17 protein-coding genes are annotated in these 21,244 nt (G+C 55.5%); 4 read left to right on the forward strand and 13 right to left on the reverse strand.

Annotation, left to right across the window (positions count from 1 at the left end; all coding sequences use genetic code 11):
• Positions 1–149: 149 nt before the first annotated feature.
• A complete protein-coding gene (locus ACFO1S_RS04415; protein ID WP_204604451.1) occupies positions 150–2,195 on the reverse strand; it encodes a beta-galactosidase in 2,046 nt (681 codons plus the stop codon).
• A gap of 122 nt (positions 2,196–2,317) precedes the next feature.
• On the opposite strand from ACFO1S_RS04415, the gene ACFO1S_RS04420 reads away from it, so the two are divergent.
• The gene (locus tag ACFO1S_RS04420; RefSeq protein WP_204604452.1) at positions 2,318–3,169 is read left to right on the forward strand and encodes a helix-turn-helix domain-containing protein; all 852 of its coding nucleotides are present in this window, start codon (positions 2,318–2,320) and stop codon (positions 3,167–3,169) included.
• Here the strand turns inward: ACFO1S_RS04420 and ACFO1S_RS04425 are convergent.
• On the reverse strand, positions 3,133–3,861 hold the full coding sequence (locus ACFO1S_RS04425; protein ID WP_204604453.1) for a DUF1361 domain-containing protein: 729 nt from the start codon (positions 3,859–3,861) through the stop codon (positions 3,133–3,135). The two genes, ACFO1S_RS04420 and ACFO1S_RS04425, sit on opposite strands and share 37 nt — an antisense overlap.
• Positions 3,854–4,456: a TetR/AcrR family transcriptional regulator gene (locus ACFO1S_RS04430; RefSeq protein ID WP_204604454.1), complete on the reverse strand. Its 603-nt coding sequence runs from the start codon at positions 4,454–4,456 to the stop codon at positions 3,854–3,856. Before ACFO1S_RS04430 ends, ACFO1S_RS04425 begins: the two co-directional genes overlap by 8 nt.
• Before the next feature lie 195 nt (positions 4,457–4,651).
• On the opposite strand from ACFO1S_RS04430, the gene ACFO1S_RS04435 reads away from it, so the two are divergent.
• On the forward strand, positions 4,652–5,842 hold the full coding sequence (locus tag ACFO1S_RS04435) for an MFS transporter (RefSeq protein ID WP_204604455.1): 1,191 nt from the start codon (positions 4,652–4,654) through the stop codon (positions 5,840–5,842).
• Positions 5,843–5,967: 125 nt separating this feature from the next.
• On the opposite strand, the gene ACFO1S_RS04440 is transcribed toward ACFO1S_RS04435, so the two are convergent.
• From ACFO1S_RS04440 to glgB, 7 genes are all read right to left on the reverse strand, one after another.
• Positions 5,968–6,456, reverse strand: coding sequence for a DinB family protein (locus ACFO1S_RS04440; RefSeq protein WP_204604456.1), 489 nt, complete (start codon positions 6,454–6,456; stop codon positions 5,968–5,970).
• Between the two features lie 46 nt (positions 6,457–6,502).
• Complete coding sequence (locus tag ACFO1S_RS04445) at positions 6,503–7,441, reverse strand: helix-turn-helix transcriptional regulator (RefSeq protein ID WP_204604457.1); 939 nt, start codon at positions 7,439–7,441, stop codon at positions 6,503–6,505.
• A 296-nt stretch (positions 7,442–7,737) separates the two neighbouring features.
• The gene (locus tag ACFO1S_RS04450) at positions 7,738–9,714 is read right to left on the reverse strand and encodes a glycoside hydrolase family 15 protein (protein WP_204604458.1); all 1,977 of its coding nucleotides are present in this window, start codon (positions 9,712–9,714) and stop codon (positions 7,738–7,740) included.
• A gap of 16 nt (positions 9,715–9,730) precedes the next feature.
• Positions 9,731–11,158: a glycogen synthase GlgA gene (glgA, locus tag ACFO1S_RS04455; protein ID WP_204604459.1), complete on the reverse strand. Its 1,428-nt coding sequence runs from the start codon at positions 11,156–11,158 to the stop codon at positions 9,731–9,733.
• Positions 11,159–11,172: 14 nt separating this feature from the next.
• On the reverse strand, positions 11,173–12,285 hold the full coding sequence (glgD, locus tag ACFO1S_RS04460) for a glucose-1-phosphate adenylyltransferase subunit GlgD (protein WP_204604460.1): 1,113 nt from the start codon (positions 12,283–12,285) through the stop codon (positions 11,173–11,175).
• Positions 12,282–13,448, reverse strand: a complete 1,167-nt coding sequence (locus ACFO1S_RS04465) for a glucose-1-phosphate adenylyltransferase (RefSeq protein WP_204604461.1) — start codon at positions 13,446–13,448, stop codon at positions 12,282–12,284. Before ACFO1S_RS04465 ends, glgD begins: the two co-directional genes overlap by 4 nt.
• A 45-nt stretch (positions 13,449–13,493) precedes the next feature.
• Positions 13,494–15,422 carry a 1,4-alpha-glucan branching protein GlgB gene (glgB, locus tag ACFO1S_RS04470; protein ID WP_204604462.1) on the reverse strand — a complete coding sequence of 643 codons (1,929 nt, stop codon included), beginning with the start codon at positions 15,420–15,422 and terminating at the stop codon, positions 13,494–13,496.
• 331 nt (positions 15,423–15,753) lie between these two features.
• Here glgB and ACFO1S_RS04475 point away from each other — a divergent pair, with 331 nt between their 5' ends.
• Positions 15,754–16,872, forward strand: a complete 1,119-nt coding sequence (locus tag ACFO1S_RS04475) for an AI-2E family transporter (protein WP_204604463.1) — start codon at positions 15,754–15,756, stop codon at positions 16,870–16,872.
• A gap of 202 nt (positions 16,873–17,074) precedes the next feature.
• On the opposite strand, the gene araA is transcribed toward ACFO1S_RS04475, so the two are convergent.
• Positions 17,075–18,559, reverse strand: a complete 1,485-nt coding sequence (gene araA, locus ACFO1S_RS04480; protein WP_204604464.1) for an L-arabinose isomerase — start codon at positions 18,557–18,559, stop codon at positions 17,075–17,077.
• A gap of 243 nt (positions 18,560–18,802) precedes the next feature.
• Here araA and ACFO1S_RS04485 point away from each other — a divergent pair, with 243 nt between their 5' ends.
• On the forward strand, positions 18,803–19,279 hold the full coding sequence (locus ACFO1S_RS04485; RefSeq protein ID WP_204604465.1) for a hypothetical protein: 477 nt from the start codon (positions 18,803–18,805) through the stop codon (positions 19,277–19,279).
• An 878-nt stretch (positions 19,280–20,157) separates the two neighbouring features.
• Here the strand turns inward: ACFO1S_RS04485 and ACFO1S_RS04490 are convergent.
• Together ACFO1S_RS04490 and ACFO1S_RS04495 are read right to left on the reverse strand one after the other, a co-directional pair.
• Positions 20,158–20,457 carry an immunity 53 family protein gene (locus tag ACFO1S_RS04490; RefSeq protein WP_204604467.1) on the reverse strand — a complete coding sequence of 100 codons (300 nt, stop codon included), beginning with the start codon at positions 20,455–20,457 and terminating at the stop codon, positions 20,158–20,160.
• A gap of 149 nt (positions 20,458–20,606) precedes the next feature.
• Positions 20,607–21,230: a hypothetical protein gene (locus ACFO1S_RS04495; RefSeq protein WP_204604489.1), complete on the reverse strand. Its 624-nt coding sequence runs from the start codon at positions 21,228–21,230 to the stop codon at positions 20,607–20,609.
• Between the last annotated feature and the right edge of the window lie 14 nt (positions 21,231–21,244).

Genomic DNA, 21,244 nt, shown 5'->3' on the forward strand with positions numbered 1-21,244 from the left:
ATATCTATGAAGAGCCTATGATAAGGAATGCTCATTTCATTCGCAAAGAGCAGCAATTCCCTTCCGCACAGCGACCCGTCCGCAAAAAAAACTCCTTGCGCGCGGTCAACCGCGCGCAAGGAGTCGTGAACGCCCGTCCGGCGCTCGCCTTACTGGTCCAACTTGATGATCCACAGATCTCGGCCCGGAAGCTCCGCAGAGCCGCTTATGCGCCGCCCCGTAAGCATATCCACGCCCGTCCGCGCGCCCAGCGCTACGGACGCCGTCTCGGCATCATGGTTCAAGACGAACAGGTAGCCGGTTCCGTCTTTTTCCCGCAATGACGTTTCGATGCCGGCCGCAGCTCCCGCGAGGAGCGGCTCGACCCCGCGAGCCTCGCATAGCTTGGGCAGCCAATCCTGCAGGAACGCATCGTCCGGACTGGTGGCCACATACCAGGCTTCGCCCTTGCCGAATCGATTCACCGTTAACGCCGGCATTCCCCGGTAGAAATCCTCGCCGTATTCGGCAACGACTTCCGCGCCTTCGGAGTGGATGAGATCGCACAGCATGCCGCAGCCGTAAGCGGTCTGCAAGCCCTCTTGCGGGGACTTCAGCACGATCCTGTTGCTCTGGGTAGGCAGCAGCGCGTCGATTTCTTCCGCCCAGATGCCAAGCAGCTTGCGAAGCTCTCCCGGATACCCTCCGAGCGTAACGAGATCGCTCTCGTTCACAATGCCGCTGAAATACGTGCTCACGAGCGCCCCGCCCGCCTCCACGTAGCTCTCCAGACGTTTGGCCACGCCCGGCTTCAGCATGTAAAGCACCGGAGCGATGACCAGATCGTAGCCGCTCAGATCGGTTTCCACGGAAACGACATCCACGGCGATGTTCGCCCGATACAGCGCATCGTAGTATTTGTGAAGCTCGTTCACGTATTTCAACGCGACGGTCGGTCCGCTCGACAACTCAACCGCCCACCAGTTGTCCCAGTCGAACAGCAGAGCCACCTTCGATTTGACACGCGCGTCCAGCACGGCATCGCCCAGGCCGAACAGCTCCTTGCCCAGCTCGGCGCATTCGCGGAATACGCGCGTATGCTCATGGCCGACATGCTCAATGACCGCGCCGTGATATTTCTCGCAAGCGCCGATCGAACGCCGCAGTTGGAAGAACAGCACCGTATCCGCGCCTCTGGCGACCGCTTGATAGCTCCATAAACGCATGACACCCGGACGCTTGAGCGAATTGTAAGGCTGCCAGTTCTGCTGGCTCGGCGTTTGCTCCATCAGCATGAACGGCTGCCCGTCCTTCAGGCCGCGCATCAAATCGTGCATCATCGCCGTGTAGCTGTGCGGAGTATCGAACGAAGGGTAGTTATCCCAGGAAACGACATCAAGATGCTTGGCCCACTTGTGGTAGTCAAGGTCCTTGAAGGCGCCCATCAGATTGGTCGTGACCGGAATATCGGGCGTATGCTTCTTGACCGCCTCATACTCCAGCTTGTAGCATTCCAGCATGCTGTCCGATTGAAATCTGCAATAATCCAGCGAGATTCCTTGAAAATTCGTAGACAGCCGGCCGCTCGTGCTGATCCATTCCTCGCTCAGGCGGCTTGGCAGGACAATTTCGTCCCATTCGTAGAACGTATGTCCCCAGAAGCCCGTGTTCCATGCCCGGTTGACCGCCTCAATCGAGCCGTAGCGATCGCGCAGCCAATCCCGAAACGCTTCCTCGCAATGGTCGCAATAGCAATAGCCGCCATACTCGTTGGAGATATGCCAGACCAGCAGCGCCGGATGATCCTTATAACGATCGGCCAGCTTCTCCGCCATGCGCACGGCATATTTCCGATAAGACGGACTGTTCGGACAGGAGTTGTGACGACCGCCGAATTTGCGCTTGCGCCCGTCAAAATCGACTCTGAGCACATCGGGATATTTCTTTGCCATCCAAGCCGGATGCGCAGCCGTGCTCGTCGCCAGGCAGACGCCCACGCCGTCGGCATGAAGCTTATCCATCATCTCGTCGAGCCAACCGAATTCGTAGGTGTCTTCGTCCGGCTGGTTCCGCGCCCACGCAAATACGTTCAGGGTGGCGACGTCGATCCCCGCCAGCTTGAACATCCTCAAATCCTCATCCCATACCGGCTTCTCCCATTGATCGGGATTGTAGTCGCCGCCGTACCATATTTTCGCCTTTTTCGAGTTGATCATGCTGTCACCTCATTGACCTGATATAGTAAAATGTCACCTATTTCATGATTATATATGCAACGCTTAGCTAACTCCTATATAATATAAGAGCCTACAGATATAAAAATATGGAGGAAACAAGAATGCAACGCAGAGTCGTCTACCCCACCCCGTCGGAATCGCTCCCCCTGCAGTTGGAGACGATCGGCATGAACCCGGATCAAGAGTTGATCCAACGCCCCGAGGGATATCCTTGCTTCCACTGGCTGCAGACGATAGAGGGCGAGGGCGAGCTTCGCACGCTGGAGACTAGCTTTAAGCTGGGGGAGCGCTCCGGCGTTCTGCTTCCTCCTCGCGTCATTCATGAATACGCGGCCAGAAGCCCCGTCTGGAAAACCTATTACGTCACCTTTACAGGCACGATGGCGACCCAGCTCGTCTCCGAGCTGATCGGCGTCATCCCCGACAAGATTCAGTGGGATTTGCACCACGACGAGCTTTCCCGCCAGTTGGAGAGCATGCTTTCCTTGGCCGAGGTCGGCTCGGACGCTTCCGGCTGGAAAGGCTCGGCCGAGCTGTACCGCCTGCTCACCTTGTTGAAAACAAACGGGAGGCGCAACCACCTGCCGTCCCTCACCAGGCGGCTGGAGCGCATTCAGCGCCTGCTCGATTGGCTGGAGCGCGAATACGCCAATCCCGATCTGGGGCTGCCCGCCATGGCTGCGCAGCTGGACATCGGCCAAAGACAATTAAACGAGCGTTTCCGCCAGCTCTTCGGACAGACGGCTTACGCCTATTTGATTCAGCTTCGCTTGCGCAAGGCCAAGGAATGGCTGCCTTCCAGGCCGGACTGGACCGTACGGCGAATCGGGGAGGCGGTCGGCTTTCGCGACGCCAGCCACTTCGTCGCCACGTTCCGGCAGAAGGAAGGCATGACGCCGGAGCAGTATCGCCGCCTTCACGGTCCTTCGCCCGCCGTCCGGGATGAGACCTGAGCACGGGATACCGTCAATAAATAAAGCGTGACATACACGATCAATATAAGCATGCCGAAGAGGAGACTGAACACCGCCGCCCGAGGGTTGATCCCTTCCAGCACCCCCTCGATCAAGCGGAAGGGGTTAAACAGCACGTCCCAGCTGTTCAGGCGGACGACTCTCCCCAAATAGACGCCGAAGCCCCCCAAGAAGGAAACGACCAGAATAAACGCCCATCCCTGAAGCACGCCGACAGCGTACGCGATGAGATCGTGAAAATGCCTCATGGACAGATAGCCGAGCAGCAGCCCGCACCAGGCGAACAGAAAGAACAGCACCAGATCGTACCACAGGAGTAAGCCTTCCTTATCATACCCCGCGTAGAGGGGATTAAAGATCAGGTGGATGAAGTCCGTCGTCAAATAGGGAGCATTCGGATATAGAAGCAGCCAGGCCGCTCCCAGCACCAGAAGTCCGGGCGTCGAATTGCGCCCCTTCATGATGCGCATGTACTTCAGGGAGGTCATCGATACGATAAGCGGAAGCCAGGCGAGGAAGAAGTTCCACAGCAGGAATTGATACTGTACGAATTGCAGCTGGAACGCCCGGATCACCCAGAGGACAAGACACAGAGCCGTTGTCGCGGCCAGGGCATAGAACAGCGGGCTCACGAGGGTCGGCGCGAAGGTGCGGGAGCTTCGATTAACCATGCTCGGACGCCTCCCTCTTCTCCGTTTGAATGCCTTCGAAAGCCGCAACCGCCAGCTGCGTTATTTCATCGCCGTCCAGCTTGTCGCCCGTCACCAGCAAGCGGTAAAAAATCGGCCCATAGAGGAGATCGGTCGTAAGTTCGCTGTCAAGCCCCGCCTTCAGCTCTCCGCGTTGAATGCCGCGCTCGATCAATTGACGAGCCTCCAAGCGGCGAGGGCGGAAGTATCCGTTCCGATACGCCTCCGCCAATCCGGGATCGAATTGCCCTTCGCCGATTAATTCCGTGATCACCTTCCCCTCGCCGCTCTGCAAGAAACGGGCCAGGTTAGACGCATGAACGACGATATCCCGGAAGGCCGAGCCCGTGTCGGGGACAGGCATTCTGTCCGCAGCGGCAGACAAATACCCGTCGACGACAACAGCCGCCTTGTTCGGCCACCACTTATAGATCGTCGCTTTGCTTACACCCGCCCGCTCGGCGATTTTCTCCACGGTTACCGCAGCAAAGCCGTTCTCCAGCAGCAACTCATAGGAAGCGGCCAGAATCGCCTTTTGCGTTTCAACGTTACGCGGTCGCCCTCTTTGCGCACTCATTCAAATCCACCCTTTCGGCTCGAAATCTCCATCTAAACGTTACGTTCAGTATATCAAAAGTTGGACAGAAAAGAATCCTCTTCCGCCTATTTACAAAACGATACGTTCAGTATATTATATTCTCATGATTTAATAAACGATACGTTCAGTTTTGTTTTTATGAAAAGTATCCCTACATTCAAGGAGGAAACAATCATGCACAAACCCCAAGCTCCGGCAGGCGCTCGCCTGTCAAACCGATTAACCTTTCTGCTTGCAGCCTCATGCGGACTTATTGTCGCCAACCTTTATTACGCCCAGACCCTGGTCGGACCGATCAGCGCGGCAATGGGACTGTCCTCGGCGGTCGCGGGATTCATCGTCACCCTGACCCAGATCGGGTATGTCGCGGGATTAATATTCATCGTGCCGCTTAGCGATGTGCTTGAAAACCGCCGTCTTACGACAGCTTCCTTGGCAATTACCTCAGCCGCTTTGGCCGCGGCCGCCTTTTCTCCGAATGCGGCGATCTTCCTCGGCTCGTCTCTCTTCATCGGAATGGGAGCCGTTGCCGCGCAAATCCTGGTTCCCTATGCCGCTTATTTGGCAACGGAGGAACAACGCGGACGCGCCGTAGGAAACGTGATGAGCGGCCTTCTGCTCGGAATCATGTTCGCTCGTCCAGCGGCAAGCTTGATGACCAGCCTGTGGGGCTGGCAAGCCGTATTTGCCGTTTCGTCCGTCTTGATCGCTCTCCTTGCCGTTCTGTTGACCCGAATACTGCCCGTGCGCGCCCCCTCGCCTACGGTCGCCTACGGGAAGCTAATCCTCTCGTTGGGCACGCTGCTCAGGCGCACCCCCGTGCTCCGCCGCCGGGCCTTCTATCAGGCTTGCTTATTCGGAGCATTCAGCCTTTTCTGGACGACGGTTCCATTACGCTTGGCGGAGGACTTCGGCATGTCCCAGCAAAGAATCGCCTGGTTTGCATTAGTCGGCGTGAGCGGCGCGATCGCCGCCCCGATTGCCGGCAGGCTGGCGGATAAGGGCTGGAGCAGAAAAATGTCCGGAGCCGCGATGGCTATCGCATCCTTGTCCTTCCTGTTGATCTATCTCGTTCGCGGCCAGTCCGCGACAGCGCTTGTCCTGCTCTTTATCTCGGCGATCACGCTGGATATGGCCGTCTCCGGCAATCTCGTGCTGGGGCAGCGTTCGATTTACGCCTTGGGGAGTGAAGCCAGAGGACGTCTGAACGGGCTGTTCATCTCGATTTTTTTCATCGGGGGAGCTGTCGGATCGGCACTTGGGGCCTGGTCCTACGCTTACGGAGGCTGGGCGGTTACCGCCCTAGTCGGAGTGTTCATGCCGCTCGTTGCTTTGCTGGCCTTCTTTACCGAGAGGGAAGCTTAAACGCCGTTCGCTTCAAGGAAGTAAAAACGGCTTCGCCGGTCTTGGGCACGGCGGCGAAGACGCAAAAACCTCCAGCCTGCGGAAGGCCGGAGGATGCTGCGCTATGTTCTGTTTGGCCTTAAAGGCTATGCATACAGAATAAAAAACTGCACATCATGCCCGTTCTGCTTGAGATAGTTGTACAGCTGGGAACGGTGATGGAACATATGGGTAACGACCTCGATCAACCACTTCGCCTGCACCGCGCCATGGTCCAGATAATAGGCTTTCGTCGATTTGTGAAGCAGCTCATCCTCGCTCAACGAAAGAATATACCGCTTGAACAGCTCGCAATTGTCCTCCAGACGCCGAACCAACAGCTCCCGGTCGGCAATGCCCGCAGACGCGTTCTCGATCGCGGCTACCTCCGGCTCCGACTTTTCCTGCAGAATAGCCAGATCCGAAGCCGGAATGGCGACAAGATGGTGAACCAGCTCCAGCAGGGAACGCATATTGGCCTGCGGGCGATACGCCCACTCCCCTTCTCCGATTCGGGCAATTAACGAACCAGTTGTCCTCACGACCAAATCCAGCTCCTGCAATAAATGGTCTCGCATCTGCAACGTTCCGTTCATGCTTCATTTCTCCTTTTTTAGCCAAATCAGTTTGTACGCATCCCGATCACTCGGGCTTATACCGTTCGGCGAGCCGACACGCCCGCTCGTAAATTCCCGCTCTGAGCGCCGGCGGCTCCAATACGTCCGCATCCGTGCCCAGTTGGGTAAAAAAATCCAGCGCCCACTCCCATTCGGACGAGGGACAATCGAAGGCAAGCTCCCATTGCGACTGGTCTAGTTGACGCACGAGCCCGCCGATATGAGGGTCCTGCTCGGCAAGCAAAGCGCCCCGGTAAGAAAGCTCGACCCGAATGCGGATCGACCCGGCTTTCGCTTCGTCCCGCTCCCGATTGCGGTCTATCTGAACTTGCCCCGCAAACGGCGGCTCCATCGGCTGGACCTCGACGAACCGATCGATGCGAAATGTCCGTTGCTCCCGATGGAACGCGGAGTAGGCATCGCAGTACCAGAAGCCGTGCGCGGAATATATGCGCTGGGGCAGCAGCTCCAGCCATCTTTCCTGCCGCTCGGAACGATAATAGGCGCGAACCCAGACGGAGGCCCCTGCCCAGACCAACAGCTTTTCAAGCCAAGGCGTCGTGTAGCTGCGACTGGGAATTTCCATCTCGAAGCGAGAAAGCAAAGGCTCCACCTGCTGCAGAACGTTCTCCGGCATCGTTGCCCTAAGCTTGTCAATCGCCGTCCAGCGCGCTTGATTAAACGGCGTGTCGGCCATTTTCGTCATCGCGTTCAGCGAGAACAAAATCGCAAGCGCCTCCTGGGAATCGAATTGCAGCGGAGGCAGCTTGAAGCCGTCCATCAAGCGAAACCCGCCTGCAGGTCCCGATACGGCATAGAGGGGTATGCCGATCTCGGCGAGCGCCTCCATATCGCGGAGAATCGTTCTTTTGGACACCTCCAGCTTGTCCGCCAGAGCTTGAGCCGTTTCCGGCCGTTGCTGCAAAGCGATTACGATGGCAATGAGACGGTCGTTTCTTTTCAAGCCAGCCCCTCCCTTGATCTGAATTCAGTATAGCATGTCATCAGTGACACCATGAATGTCACCAATAGAGGCAGAGCCAATCGACAATTATTCTTGCTTCATCTTTCTAAAAGACGAAAAAAAGCAGGCAGGATCGTTCATCCCGCCCGCCTTTTCATCCTTTACGAAAGTCAATCTACCTACAGCCGCTTCGGGAAGGGAGATCCGCAGTCAATCCTGCGCCCAGAGGAGCAGTAATTAGCCGACATCGCTCCTTGTCGCTTGGTATCGGATACCGGCACCCATTCGCTCCCCGATCACGCGCCGTTGCCGCCCGCCGCAAGCTGCTCCAGCTTCTTGACGTATTTGCACACCGTAGAGACATAGGTCGCATGGGACCAGGTAAGCGGAGCGACCGAGAGCGGCTCGCCCGTCTCGGGATGCAGCTGCTCCGGCAGATTGCCGCCCGGCAGCGCAAATCCGGCGACCTTCTCCAGCGTTCTGCGCGGCTCCTCCAGTCCCTCTGCGGTGCGGGCGGTTTCGATCTGGAAGCCCGCCACCCACAGCGTGCAGATGATCCAGGGATTGCCGGGCACCCGGTCTATGTCGTCGGATTGGCGGAAATAGTAATCGTTCGTATACCGCGCAATGCCTCCAACCTCCGTCCGGATGCGAAGCTTCTCGGAGATCGCCTCCATCGTCTTCGATACCTTCTCGTCTTCGGCGGGAAACACTCCGAATTCGAACAGGGCGAACAAGCTGCTCTCCACCGTCATATCCTTGACCCACTGACCGTTCTCCAGAACGAGACCGCGAGCATAACGCCCGGACTCTTCGTCCCACAGCCGATCTACGATGCCTTGCTTCATGCGTTCGGCGACCTCGCGGTACTGATCGCTGCGGTCGTAGTCGCCGAACAGATCGGCGAAATACGCAGCGGCCATCAAGCCGCCGTAGACGGAAGCCACCGTATAGGTCCAGATGCCGTAGCGCTCCTCCCATAGATCGTAGCTCGGCTTGGGCAGATTCAAGTCCGTCTCCATATAGTCGCACAGGAACGCCGATGCCTTGCGAATGAGCGTGCCGTATAAGGACTGTGCCAGCTCGATCTCCCCGTGGCGGGCATAATCCTTCCATAGGGCATACAGCACCAGAGCCGTCTCGTCCTCCTGGATCGGGAGCCTCGGAACGCCGTTCACGACGTACGGATGCCAGCTGGAGCCGACCGTGCCGTCGGGATTGTATTTATGGTGCAAGTAACCTTCCGGCGACAGGTTGCGACCGCAAAATTGGAAGAAAGACGCGATCGTCCCGTGATAGCCCGCAAGCGACATCGCATCCGCGATAAGCGCTCCGTCCCTCGGCCACATATAGCTGTAGTGATCCCGGTTGTATTGCAGAATATCGGTATCGTTGGCGGCGATAATCGCGCCGCGCTCGTCAATCTGAGTCTTGACGATAAGCAGGCTGTGCTTGAATTGGCGCACGACGCCAGAGGGCAGATCCCCGGTTCGGCCGCCGGCTCTGGACAGCCAGTTGTTCCAATAGATGACGATCCGGCTGAGCAGCTTCTCGGGATGGCTGTCCTGCACGTATTGGTCCAGCCGTTTGACCTCCTCCATGTTCTGCCCGATGGACATCCAGTAGTAGATCGTCCGTTCCCCGCCTTGCGGGACGAACGTCCGGAAGCTGATCGTGCTGTCCACCGACCCCTGAGAAATGCTGTTTCCCATGAGCTCCCCGTCCTCGGCGTCCCGCCAGGTGCCCTCCGCGGAGTGGAATCGCTTGATTCCCGTGGAGAACTGGTAGATTCCGCCCTGGTCGGACTTCCCGTTAAACATGAAGTACGAGGATCGCTTATAGTGGAATACCGTTCGATTCCCCGGGTAAAAAGCCGCCGTGTCCCCTACCTCATTGCCGTCGATCATCAGGTCATGGTGGAAAAACACCCGGACGTCCCGTTCGTGATCCCGCAGATTGCGTACGACGACGCGCTTCAGATAGATGCTCTCCCGCTGATGAATGCCGTCGTTCAGTTGCAGCTCCAGTCCCATGCGCTCATGGCGTGCCGTCACGTTCGTAACGAGCGAATCCTCGATATACCCGAGCTCTATCGCCCATTCCGGGTCGTCCAGCCAAGCGAATGAGCCGTCGCACCATACGCCGAACCGGCAGGCGTGCCCGCCCACATGATTCTGCTGCCCCACGTACGGATAATAGACGTCCCGAATGTAACCCTTGCCGTCCAAGTTGACGAGCGTTTTTCCATTGCCGATGACCAGATGTCGTGCCATGCCAATCCTCTCCTTCTTAGCTGACGAGTTCGCGATATAGTTTGCAATAAAGTCTGGCAGAAGTCTCCCATCCGTAATCCTTCTTGGCGCCGTTGGCCACGATTCTGGCCCAGTGCTCTTCTTCTCTGTAGTAAGCAAGCGCGCGTCGAACGGTGAACAGCAGATCATGCGCCGAAGGGGGACCGAACGTAAATCCGGTACCTGTACCGTTATATTCGTTGTAAGGCTCCACCGTGTCTTTCAGCCCTCCCGTCTCGCGCACAATCGGCACCGTCCGATAACGCAAGGCGATGAGCTGGCTTAGCCCGCAAGGCTCGAAGCGGGAAGGCATCAAGTACAGATCCGAGGCGGCGTAGACCCGACGGGCCAAGCCCTCGTTGAAGCCGAACCAGAGCGCGATCTTGTCGCGGTGCGCATGCAAGGCGTCGCGCAGCATCGCCTCGATGGCGGGCTCGCCCGATCCGAGGATAACAAGCTGAATGCGCTCCTTCATCAGCTCGGGCAGCGCCTCGGCAATGAGATCGAACCCCTTCTGGGCCGTCAGCCGCGAAACGATCCCGATCATCGGGACGGCTCCGTCCTCCGGCAGCCCGAGCTCTCTCTGCAAGGCCAGCTTGTTCTGGCGCTTCTTATCCAGCGAATTGCGGTAATTCAGGAACAAGTGCGGATCGCTCATCGGATCGTACACCTGCGTATCGATCCCGTTCAGAATCCCCCACAGCTGCTGCGAACGCTCCCGGATGACGCCGTCCAGCTTTTCGCCGTATTGCTCCGTCTGGATCTCCTGAGCGTATGTATAGCTTACGGTAGACAGCCTGTCCGCGAAGCGTAGCCCCGCTTTCATGCAGCTTGCGGCCCCGTAGAACTCCAGGCTGTCCTTCGTGAACGAATCGTCCCCCGTCGCCAGCAGCTCCTGCAGCAGCTCCCGCGAGAACACCCCCTGGTATTGCAGATTGTGAATCGTAAATACCGTCCGAATGTCCCGATATCCCGGCCGATTCCCGTATCTTGTGCGCAGCAGGAAGGGAATCAATCCCGTCTGCCAATCGTGGCAATGCAGAATATCCGGCAGATGCTCCAGCTTGTCCAGCATTTCCAGCACGGCGAAGCAGAAGAAGGCGAAGCGCTCGGCTTCGTCGCCATACCCGTACAAATATCCCCGCTTGAAATAAAACTCGTTGTCGATCAGAAGGAAGCGCACGCCGTCGACGCAAACCTCCTGAATGCCGCAATACTGCCTGCGCCAGCCCAACTGAACCTCTATGATGGAGATAGTCGTCACCGCATCCGCGATTGCCGGCGGGATCTCTCCGTATTTCGGCAGAACGACCGTCACCTCCACGCCTTGCCTCGCGAGCGCTTTAGGGAGAGCGCCGACAACGTCGGCCAGCCCTCCGGTCTTCACGAGCGGCATCGCCTCGGATGCCGCAAACATCACTCGCATGGACTCCCCTCCCTTCAGATGACTTTGCGCTTAAGCGCAATGAACGGCACGTCCGTGGAGCCCCTCAGCTGCTGCAGAGCGCGGATTTCCACTTCCTTGTCCAGAATACAGTTTTCCAAAGAGCCGTTCTCGCCGATGACGCCGTTTTGCATGACGATGCTGTTGCGTACGACCGCCCCTCTCGCGACCTTGACCCCGCGAAACAGAATGCTGTCCGTCACGGTGCCTTCGATATCGCACCCGTTGGCAATCAAGGAATTGGCGACGTCCGCACCGTTTCCGTAGTGAGTCGGCGGTTCGTCCTTTACCTTCGTATAGATGGCGCCGGGCTTGAAGAAAAGCTCTTTCCACACGTCCTGCCGCAGCAGCTCCATGCTGTGCTGATAATAGGCGGCGATATTGTTGACGACGCCCAGCGCCCCTTCGTGCATATAAGCGTGCACCTGCAGCCGGTTCAAGCGGGACAGAATCGAATGCCGCACAAAATGGTCGCGCCCTTGCGCCAGAGAGGTTTCCACGAGATCGAGAAGCAGCTCCTTGCTCAGCACGTACATCTCCATGGAGACGATGTCGCTGTCCAGCCTGCCGAAATGATCCTGCATCTCCACGATCCGCCCTGTCTCATCAACCTTCGCCTTGCGTGCGAGTCCGGGCGTTCCGCCGGGCGTCCGCTTGCAGACGACGGTAATGTCCGCTCCCGACTCCCGATGCTGGTCCAGTACCTTGGAGAAATCGACGTTGCATACCATATGGCTGCGCGAGATGACGACATAATCGAGCGCGCTGCGCGCGAAATAGTCCCGATGACGGTAGAAATGATACAAATCGCCTTTGCCGAAATCCGTCTGATCGTCCATCGAAGGCGGCAGCACGAACAGCCCGCTCTGCTTGCGGTGCAGATCCCAATTCGCGCCCGAGCCCAGATGATCCATCAGCGACCGGAACTTCCGGTGCGCAAAGACCGCCACCTTGGGAATGCCCGAATTAACCATGGAGGACAGCGTAAAATCGATCAGCCGATACCGCCCGCCGAACGGCACCGTAGCCAGGCAGCGATTGGCCGTCAGGGCCTCCATCTCATCCGCTTCATGAATCAAGTTGATTACTCCCATCAAGGGCAGCTTCATACCGGCTCCGCCTCCTTAAGCTCCTGCTGCGGGCGGATTGTCTCTCCGCTCCCGACTACCGCAATCTCCTCCGCGTCCACGCTGCCGACCTTGCAGCCGTCTCCGACGACAGCGCCTTCGCCTACGATGGCGCGAATGATGGTCGCATGTCTGCCGATGATCGCGCCGGGCATCAGGATCGAATCCTCAACGAAACTGCCCTCGCCGACGCAGGCTCCGTTGAATAGCACGGAACGGTTCACATGACCTTCGACGACGCACCCCTCGTTAATCAGCGAGCCCTTCACCTTCGCGCTTGGGGATACGTAATGCGCCGGCTGGTTCGGACTTGCGGTGAAAATCCGCCAGTCGCGGTCGTTCAGTCGAAGCGAAGGCTTCTCCTCCAGCAGATCCATATTGGCCTCCCACAAGCTGTCGATCGTCCCGACATCCTTCCAGTAATCATCGAACTGATAGGAATACAGCCGCGCATCGTCGGCCAGGAGCGCCGGAATGACATCCTTGCCGAAATCGTTGGAAGAGCCCGGCTCCGCCTCGTCGCGAATGAGCGCATCGCGCAGCACCGACCACTTGAACATGTATACGCCCATCGAGGCCAGGTTGCTGGTAGGCTTCTTGGGCTTCTCCGCGAATTCGACGACCCGCCCTTCCTCGTCCACCCGGAGGATTCCGAAGCGGCTGGCGTCCGCCCAAGGCACGCTGATCACCGCAATGGTCGCGTCCGCGTTGTTTTTCTTGTGCGCGTCCAGCAGCAGATCGTAGTTCATTTTATAGATGTGGTCGCCCGAAATTATCAGCACGTATTCCGGATCATAGCGTTCAATGAAGCCAAGATTCTGATAGATCGCATTGGCCGTCCCCTTGTACCAGGAGCCGCCCTTCTGGCGAACGTACGGCGGCAGGACGTGCATGCCCCCCTCGCGGCGATCCAGCCCCCACGGAGAGCCGATCCCAAGATGCTGCGTCAGCACGAGCGGCTGATACTGAGTAAGCACCCCGACCGTCTCGATGCCCGAGTGCACGCAATTGCTGAGCGTAAAATCGATAATCCGGTATTTGCCTCCGAACGGCACTGCAGGTTTGGCCAAATCCTTCGTGAGCACGCCCAGCCGTCGGCCTTCTCCGCCGGCGAGCAGCATGGCAATGCATTCATTTTTGCGCATCCCATCATTCCTCCCCTAGTTCGTTGTCCATCGCGATAACGGGCTTTAATCGGCTCCCGTCGCCTCTTCCTGCGGCTCCCAGAGCAGCACGGATAAAGCGGGAACCGGAATCTCGATGCTGCAGGGCTTGCCGTGCATGGCGATATTCAGCGCTTCGACCCGCTCGGGCACAGCCGCGCCGGAGCCTCCGTAATCCGCAAGATCGCTATTGAGCAGAAGCCTGTAAGCTCCGGGGCTCGCAACCCCGATCCGGTAAGACGAATAGCCGGTTCTGGCAAAATTGCAGACGGCGACGACCGCGCCCCTCCGGTTCCGCGCTTTCCGCTGGAAAGAAAGCATGCATTGCTCGGCATTGTTGACATCGATCCACTCGAACCCTCCCGGGACGTGATCCCCTTCCCACAAAGCCGGATGTCGCGTGTAGATCCGATTCAATTCCCGGACATACCGGCGCATGCTGTCATGGAGAGGATATCGCAGCAGCCCCCAATCCAGCCCCTCGGCGTCCTTCCATTCGTCGAATTGCCCGAACTCGCCGCCCATGAAGAGCAGCTTCTTGCCGGGATGGGTCATCCAATAGCCGTAGAACAGACGCAGGTTGGCGAATTTCTCTTCGTAGCTGCCGGGCATTTTGTTCAATAAGGATTTCTTGCCGTGCACGACCTCGTCGTGGGACAGAGGCAAGACGTAATTTTCGGAATAGGCGTAATGCATGGAAAAGGTAATGAGAGAATGGCAGGCGGATCGGTCGGCCGGATCGGTCTCCATATATCGGAGCATGTCGTTCATCCAGCCCATATTCCACTTGTAATTGAATCCGAGGCCTCCAAGATAGGTTGGCGAGGTAACGGCCGGATAGGAGGATGAATCTTCTGCCATCATGAGGCTCTCGGGATAATAGAGAAAGACGGTTTCGTTCAGCTTGCGCAAAAAATGAAGCGCTTCGATGTCCTCGGTTCCGCCGTAACGGTTAACCGTGCGCATCGATTCGGGTTTATCGAAATTCAAGTCCAGCATGCTCGCCACCGCATCGACGCGCAAGCCGTCGATATGATACACGTCCAGCCAGAACAATGCGTTGGAGAGCAGAAAGCTCAGTACCTGGGGCTTGCCGTAATCGAAGGCTAGCGTTCCCCATAGCGGCTTCTCCGCCCTGCGGGAATCGGTATGCTCGAATAGCGGCGTTCCATCGAACCGCCTTAGGCCGTGTTCGTCCTTGCAGAAATGGCCGCACACCCAATCGAGCAGCACTCCGATCCCCCGCTGATGGGCCCGCTCCACAAGCTTCTTCAATCCGTCCGCCGGTCCGTAGCGACTTGTCGCGGCGTAATACCCCGTGGCCTGATACCCCCAGGAGCGGTCTAGCGGATGCTCGGTCAAGGGCAGCACCTCGATGTGCGTATACCCCATCTCGCATACGTAGTCGACCAGCTCGTACGCCAGCCGCTCGTAATCGCGGAATTGCTCCGCCGCATCCATGCGCCACGAGCCGAGATGCACCTCATAGATCAGCATCGGCCTGTCATAGGGAGCATGGACCTTCCTTCGCTGCATCCAGTCCCCGTCCTGCCACTCGTACCCTTCAAGCGAAGTCACGATAGAGGCGGTATGAGGACGCAGCTCGCATTGAAAAGCGAAAGGGTCGCTTTTCAGCACGCGTTCTCCGCGTTCTCCCGTAATCTCGTACTTGTAACGCGCGCCTTCGGTGAGTCCGGGCCCGAAGCCGACCCACACGCCTGTCGTTCCGACCTGCTCCAGAGAGAGCGAACGGGAACGATCGCCCCGGCCCCAATCGGAGAAGTCCCCGACGACGGCGACCTCCCGGGCATGAGGAGCCCAAGCGACGAAGCGCACGCCCCGGCTCCCGCCGTATTCCATCGGATGCGCCCCGAACGTGCGATAGGCCCGAAAAAGCTGCCCGGTATTGAACAGGTACAGGTCGTCGGAGGATACGAAAGCCGGCGATACCTGCATGCAGCGTCACCTCCCTGGGAATGGAGCTTGCGAGAATCGGTTGGAAACGTAAATTTCGTATTAGAATTGTTAACTTTACGTTAATTTCCCTTACAACTCACACGAAATTTACATTCATTATAACGAAAATTCTGAAAATAATCACCCCATTTTCAAAAATGTCGTAAGAAAGTTCGCGGCTCGGCACCCGCGACAACTAAAGGTATGCCTCTTCACTAATTCGTATTCCTATCGTTCATTTCCTTCCGGCGTTTACTTCTTCGCTGGAAGTGTTAAATTGAAAAGGAGAACAATTTCATGGCTCATCCGAAGAGAGAAAGAGGTTACAGCTATGCCACAAGGAAAATGGTTCCGCATCGGATACGGAGTAATCGTTATACTGCTCATTGCTTATCTGGCTTCCAAGGTCGATTTTCTGTTCAACCCCGTCGGAGACGTGCTTGCGGCGCTCTTCTTGCCGATCGTGATTTCCGGCATGTTCTACTACATGCTCCGCCCCGCCGTCCGCTTACTCGCGATCAAGCTGCCGCTTTCGTTATCGATTCTCATCGTCTATTTGTTCGTCATCGGCCTGATCTTTCTCTTCTCCTGGCTTGTATGGCCGCCCATTCGCCAGCAATCGATGACGCTCGTCGATAACTTCCCTCAGATCATGGAAGGAATCCGCAAGTGGGTCGTTTCCTTGCAGGAGCATCCTTGGATTCAGAACCTCAGCAAGGATGAGTCCTTCTCGACGGAAAATGTCGCTTCGCAGCTTTCCTCCGCGCTGGGCGATCTTCTGAATTCGGTTGTCGGCAGCATACGCAGCGTCTTCAACACGCTCATGAGCTTTTTCCTCCTGCTTGGACTTGTGCCGCTCATTATCTACTACATGCTTAAGGAGGACCATAAGTTCCCGGCGCTGGTCACCCGCTTCCTGCCCGCCCGCTATCACCATGAGGTACTGGCCGCGATCAAGGAAATCGACGGCTCCATCGGCTCTTTCATTCTAAGCAAGGTCATTACGTCGCTCGTGATCGGCACGCTGGTATTCTGCGGCTATCTCATCATCGATCTGCCTTACCCGCTGCTGCTCGGACTTGTCGCGGCGATCACGAACGTCATTCCCTATCTCGGACCGCTGCTTGCCGGAATTCCGGCAGTCATCGTCGGGCTGACCATCTCTCCCCTTGCCGCGCTGGAGGCCTGCGTCGTCGTCATGATCTCCAACCAGATTGAGTCGAATCTCGTCGCGCCGAAGATCATGGGCAAGCAGCTTAACGTCCATCCCCTGACCATCATGCTGCTGCTCATCGGCATCGGTGCCGTCATCGGTCCGCTCGGCATGATCATCGTCGTTCCGACTTACGCCATCCTCAAGATTATCGTCATACGGATCTACCATTACAACCAGAGAAACCGCATCGACAAGGTTCCGAAATTCCTCGATGAGCCCCCCGCCAAAACCTGACCAGGCCGAGGCTGTTCACCAGCGAGGGGGGACAGCCTTGCACGCATTCTCTAAATAAACAAACGGCACAGCCCGATGAACAATAAAAAACCGTTCTTGGCAAACGGCGGGGAGCCGCCGTATGCCAAAGGAACGGTTTCTTTCGGAGCCGCTTGCTTTGGCTCCTCGCCCTTCTTGCCCTTGTCGGGAAAGAACGCTTGATTTACTTCCAGGCCACTTGACTCCAGCGCAGCTCGTTGCGGAACTGCACCGGCTTCGTATCCTTGTCGATAACGACGCATTCGATTCCGATAATTTCGGCGAAATCGAGTATCTGCTCCGTCGTCACCGCGAACGAATAGACGGTGTGATGCGCGCCGCCAGCCAGAATCCACGCTTCCGCGCCGACCTGAAGCGAAGGCTGCGGCTTCCATAACACGCGAGCCACGGGCAGCTTCGGCATCGGCCGGTTGACCTCGATGCCATCCACCTCGTTGACGATCATGCGGAACCGATTGCCCATGTCCACGACGGAAACGTTAATCGCGGAGCCGCCTTTGCCGTCGAATACGATCCGGGCAGGATCGGCTTTGCCGCCGATGCCGAGCGGATGAACCTCGATTCTCGGCTTGGACTTGGCGACCGTCGGACACACCTCCAACATATGCGCGCCAAGCACAAGCTCATTGCCCGGCTCGAAATGGTACGTGTAGTCCTCCATGAAGGAAGTGTCCACGCCGCCCGCGATAATCTTCACCAGACGCGTCAAGGCCGCCGTTTTCCAGTCGCCCTCGCCTCCGAAGCCGTACCCCTGCTCCATCAGGCGTTGAACCGCAAGGCCCGGCAGTTGCTCCAGGCCGTGCAGGTCCTCGAACGAGGTCGTGAACGCCGTAAAGCCGCCTTCCTCCAAGAACGATTTCAGCCCCAGCTCGATGCGAGCCTGATAGGCGATCGCATCGCGCACAGCGCCAGGCTTAAGACCTTCTTCGGCAATGATGTATTTCTCCGCGTATTCCTCCATCAGCTTGTCTACCGCCTCTTGGGATACCGCGTTGACCCGGGCGACCAGATCGCCCACGCCATAGCCGTTCACGGACCATCCGAACTTGATCTGCGCCTCCACCTTGTCTCCGTCCGTTACCGCAACCTCGCGCATATTGTCGCCGAAGCGGGCAACCTTCAGTTGGCGGCTTTCCACGGAAGCAACCGCTGTACGCTCCCAGCTGCCGATGCGCGAGCGCACGTTGGCGTCCTGCCAGAAACCGACCACCACCTTGCGCGAGATGCCCATGCGGGCGCCGATAAAGCCGTATTCGCGGTCTCCGTGCGCGGCTTGGTTCGTATTCATGAAGTCCATGTCGATCGTTTCCCACGGAATATCGCGGTTGTATTGCGTATGAAGATGCAGCAGCGGCTTGCGCAGCTCAGACAGTCCGGCAATCCACATTTTCGCGGGCGAGAACGTATGCATCCATGTAATAATTCCCGCACACGAGCTGTCGGAATTAGCCTCGATGCATAGCTGGCGAATCTCTTCGGACGATTTCACGACCGCCTTGAACACGATCGGATAAGGAATGGCCGCATCCTTCGCCAGTCCGTCGGCCATCTCGCGGGAATGGTCCGCCACCTCTTCCAACGTCTCCGGTCCGTACAAGTGCTGACTTCCGGTCACAAACCAGAATTCATAGGGCCTTATCTGCAGCATTAGCGATGTCCTCCTGACAATGTATTGAATTTGGGTATAACTTGTACGTACATGCTTACAAGTTATATTTTACAACCAGCCTATGCATAAAACAACTGGTTATTTTGATTCTCGCCATATTTTCCAGACAACCTCGCTTCTGAAGCACATGTTGTACATACGAGTTGGAGCGACGATGATACTTATTTTCTTGGACGCGCCGTTAAGAGCATCACAACAGAGTCCGATGGCGCGGAGACTCTGATGGAGAGCAAGAGCTATAACAAAGCTTATAACCACTTTTCATCGGGAGAATTCAAAAGCGTGTATCTCGCGCAATTGGAGAAGCTGATTGAGGAGAGTACAGCAAAATTAAAGCAACTGTTGAAGCAGGCATTGATCAAGAACAATAATGTCCCGCTTCAAGTCACTGATGCCTACATAACTTACAGCGTTATTGATACTCCGGAAGCAAACATTCAGGTGATCAATCTGACGGAAAAGAAAATCGTTTCTTTTGATGTAACCTTTAAATGCTACGATAATTATGGAGATCCGGTAATCAACCCGATTTCGAAATCCAGCCTGTTCAAAGGCACCACGCAGACCTTTGAACTCCCCTCCGGGAGAAACATGACATTTACCTGGGATCTATTGTGGCAAGCTAACACAAGCTCCCTCCGCAACATAACGATCACCAAAGTCGCATACTCCGACGGCACCGTATGGAAACGAAAGTAACCCTATTACTCTAGTAATTAAAGCCATCTTCTTTCTTGAGAAGGTGGCTTTCCTGAGTGATGCACCTTCTTCATTCTTGAAATCTACAGTTGGAACGCGTATAGCGAAAATCCGATTGCTACAAGTAAAGAATAGCTCCCGCGGCCTCAATGCAGTGTTTTGGTGCTATGTTCATCGCTACAACCATATTGCTGAATCCAACGGTTTATCATGGTAAGGCACGCTTTGCAGAATAATCGTTGCCTCCGAATCGGCACCACGCAATTCAAATCCCTTGCACACTGGCTTGGAGTCCGTCCATGTTGACGGAGCCGGGCGGCGGTGTCAGAGTGCCGGTAAACGTGTAGCTCCCAAGCGTTTCGGGGTCGTAGGCGGGCGTGCCGCCATCCCAAGTAACCACCGCGTTGCAGGGTTACTGGCACAGATGTGGGCAGTTCCGTATGCGACGGACAGTAGCAATCGCGATAACATGTCGTTTCGTTGCTGACAAAATCAAAAATATTTTCAATTCAGCCTCCCCTACTATTAATTGTCGTACTAAACATACTTCAAGGTGCGATCTGCTTCTCGTCCTCCTTATCGGGGCGGCATACGCTACAGTTGCGATGAATTTTGAAAAAAACGGGGGAAAACGAAGATAAAAAAACAGGGCAACCATGGTGGTATCTGGTCATAATCGACCTGTTCAATGTATCGGTATAGCGTTCTTTAGGTTATTAAAGCAACGATGTGCGTACATACAAAATGACGAAAACTTTATACGAGTATTACATGGGTTAGATGTGTTATTGATTGAATGATGGGTTCATTCGGCACTGGGTAGCCCCTACCGAAAAAAGACCACAGTGAGCAATCGCACCTCAACTGTGGTCATCATATTACTTACTCTCTAAAGACTCTGTCCATTGCTTAAAAATATCAAGCAACTCTTGTAAATTACGACTACCACCAAATCCTCTAAATATCATTTTTTGAATATTACAATGAACCCAGTCTACTTCACTTCGTTCAATTTTTAATGGTTCAAACACCGCTTCTTCTAACGAAGTTCCCTCTAGATTGATGTAAATCGACCATCCTGGATTATCGAGGTTTGATATTCTTATCCCCTGTGAATGTTCCCAATCACCGTCACAATTTCTAGCAAACCATTCTTCTAACCAATTCAATAAGTTCACTCACTCATCTCCTTATTTTGGTAGTTCATCAGGGTATGGCGCTCTAGCCCGTTGAATGATGGATTCATTGGACACTGGGTAGCCCCCACCAAAAAAAGATACCTTGAGAGGCATAAAGCCAATCAAGGTAAGGAAGAGAGCAAAATATATTATTTAACTTTCAATACTTGTTCCGAAAATTTCACATATTCATCATTACATTCAGTTTTTAATCCCAGTGTCTGCAAAAAGTCATGAATATAATCCTTAAGAACTGATTCAAACACATGGATTGGGACATATTCTAATCCAGTCGAATATGGAAAAGAAATCTCCTCTGAATATACACCTTCATTATTCCACGATATTTCCACTTGATTACCAATTTTTCTGAAATAAACCTCAGACAGGTATGAGCCTCCCCTACTAGAAAACCAAGAATGTTTGAACTCCCAGTCTTGTTTTGTGCTAAACCACTCATCAAATTCATCATCGTTGTCTGAATCAAATTCCAAACTGCTAGCTAATAGTTCTATCGAGGTTTTACCTTGAACAGGTAAAGGAAACTCTTCATCAGTTAAAATGGTCGGCAGATTTTCACTTAACCATTCTACTAAGTGAATCAAGTTCCATTCATAAGTGGTATCTTGATTGTTCCTAGAAAACTTACAAAGTTCTTTCCCATTGACCCAAAGCTCAAACTTCCCCCACGATTCAGCAAGCAATCCCTTTTCGTTAAAAGGATTCTTTGTAAAGTCATATTTAATTGCAAATATACGAGTATCACCAAACACTCTCAAGCCTAATC

The sequence above is a fragment of the Cohnella boryungensis genome (genome assembly GCF_042651945.1).
In the GTDB taxonomy this organism is placed as follows: Bacteria; Bacillota; Bacilli; order Paenibacillales; family Paenibacillaceae; genus Cohnella; species Cohnella boryungensis.

Coding starts and splice junctions, on each gene's coding strand:
- ACFO1S_RS04415 (WP_204604451.1), bottom strand. CDS start 2,195: ATGATCAACTCGAAAAAGGCGAAAATATGGTACGGCGGCGACTACAAT.
- ACFO1S_RS04420 (WP_204604452.1), top strand. CDS start 2,318: ATGCAACGCAGAGTCGTCTACCCCACCCCGTCGGAATCGCTCCCCCTG.
- ACFO1S_RS04425 (WP_204604453.1), bottom strand. CDS start 3,861: ATGGTTAATCGAAGCTCCCGCACCTTCGCGCCGACCCTCGTGAGCCCG.
- ACFO1S_RS04430 (WP_204604454.1), bottom strand. CDS start 4,456: ATGAGTGCGCAAAGAGGGCGACCGCGTAACGTTGAAACGCAAAAGGCG.
- ACFO1S_RS04435 (WP_204604455.1), top strand. CDS start 4,652: ATGCACAAACCCCAAGCTCCGGCAGGCGCTCGCCTGTCAAACCGATTA.
- ACFO1S_RS04440 (WP_204604456.1), bottom strand. CDS start 6,456: ATGAACGGAACGTTGCAGATGCGAGACCATTTATTGCAGGAGCTGGAT.
- ACFO1S_RS04450 (WP_204604458.1), bottom strand. CDS start 9,714: ATGGCACGACATCTGGTCATCGGCAATGGAAAAACGCTCGTCAACTTG.
- glgA (WP_204604459.1), bottom strand. CDS start 11,158: ATGCGAGTGATGTTTGCGGCATCCGAGGCGATGCCGCTCGTGAAGACC.
- glgD (WP_204604460.1), bottom strand. CDS start 12,285: ATGAAGCTGCCCTTGATGGGAGTAATCAACTTGATTCATGAAGCGGAT.
- ACFO1S_RS04465 (WP_204604461.1), bottom strand. CDS start 13,448: ATGCGCAAAAATGAATGCATTGCCATGCTGCTCGCCGGCGGAGAAGGC.
- glgB (WP_204604462.1), bottom strand. CDS start 15,422: ATGCAGGTATCGCCGGCTTTCGTATCCTCCGACGACCTGTACCTGTTC.
- ACFO1S_RS04475 (WP_204604463.1), top strand. CDS start 15,754: ATGCCACAAGGAAAATGGTTCCGCATCGGATACGGAGTAATCGTTATA.
- araA (WP_204604464.1), bottom strand. CDS start 18,559: ATGCTGCAGATAAGGCCCTATGAATTCTGGTTTGTGACCGGAAGTCAG.
- ACFO1S_RS04485 (WP_204604465.1), top strand. CDS start 18,803: ATGGAGAGCAAGAGCTATAACAAAGCTTATAACCACTTTTCATCGGGA.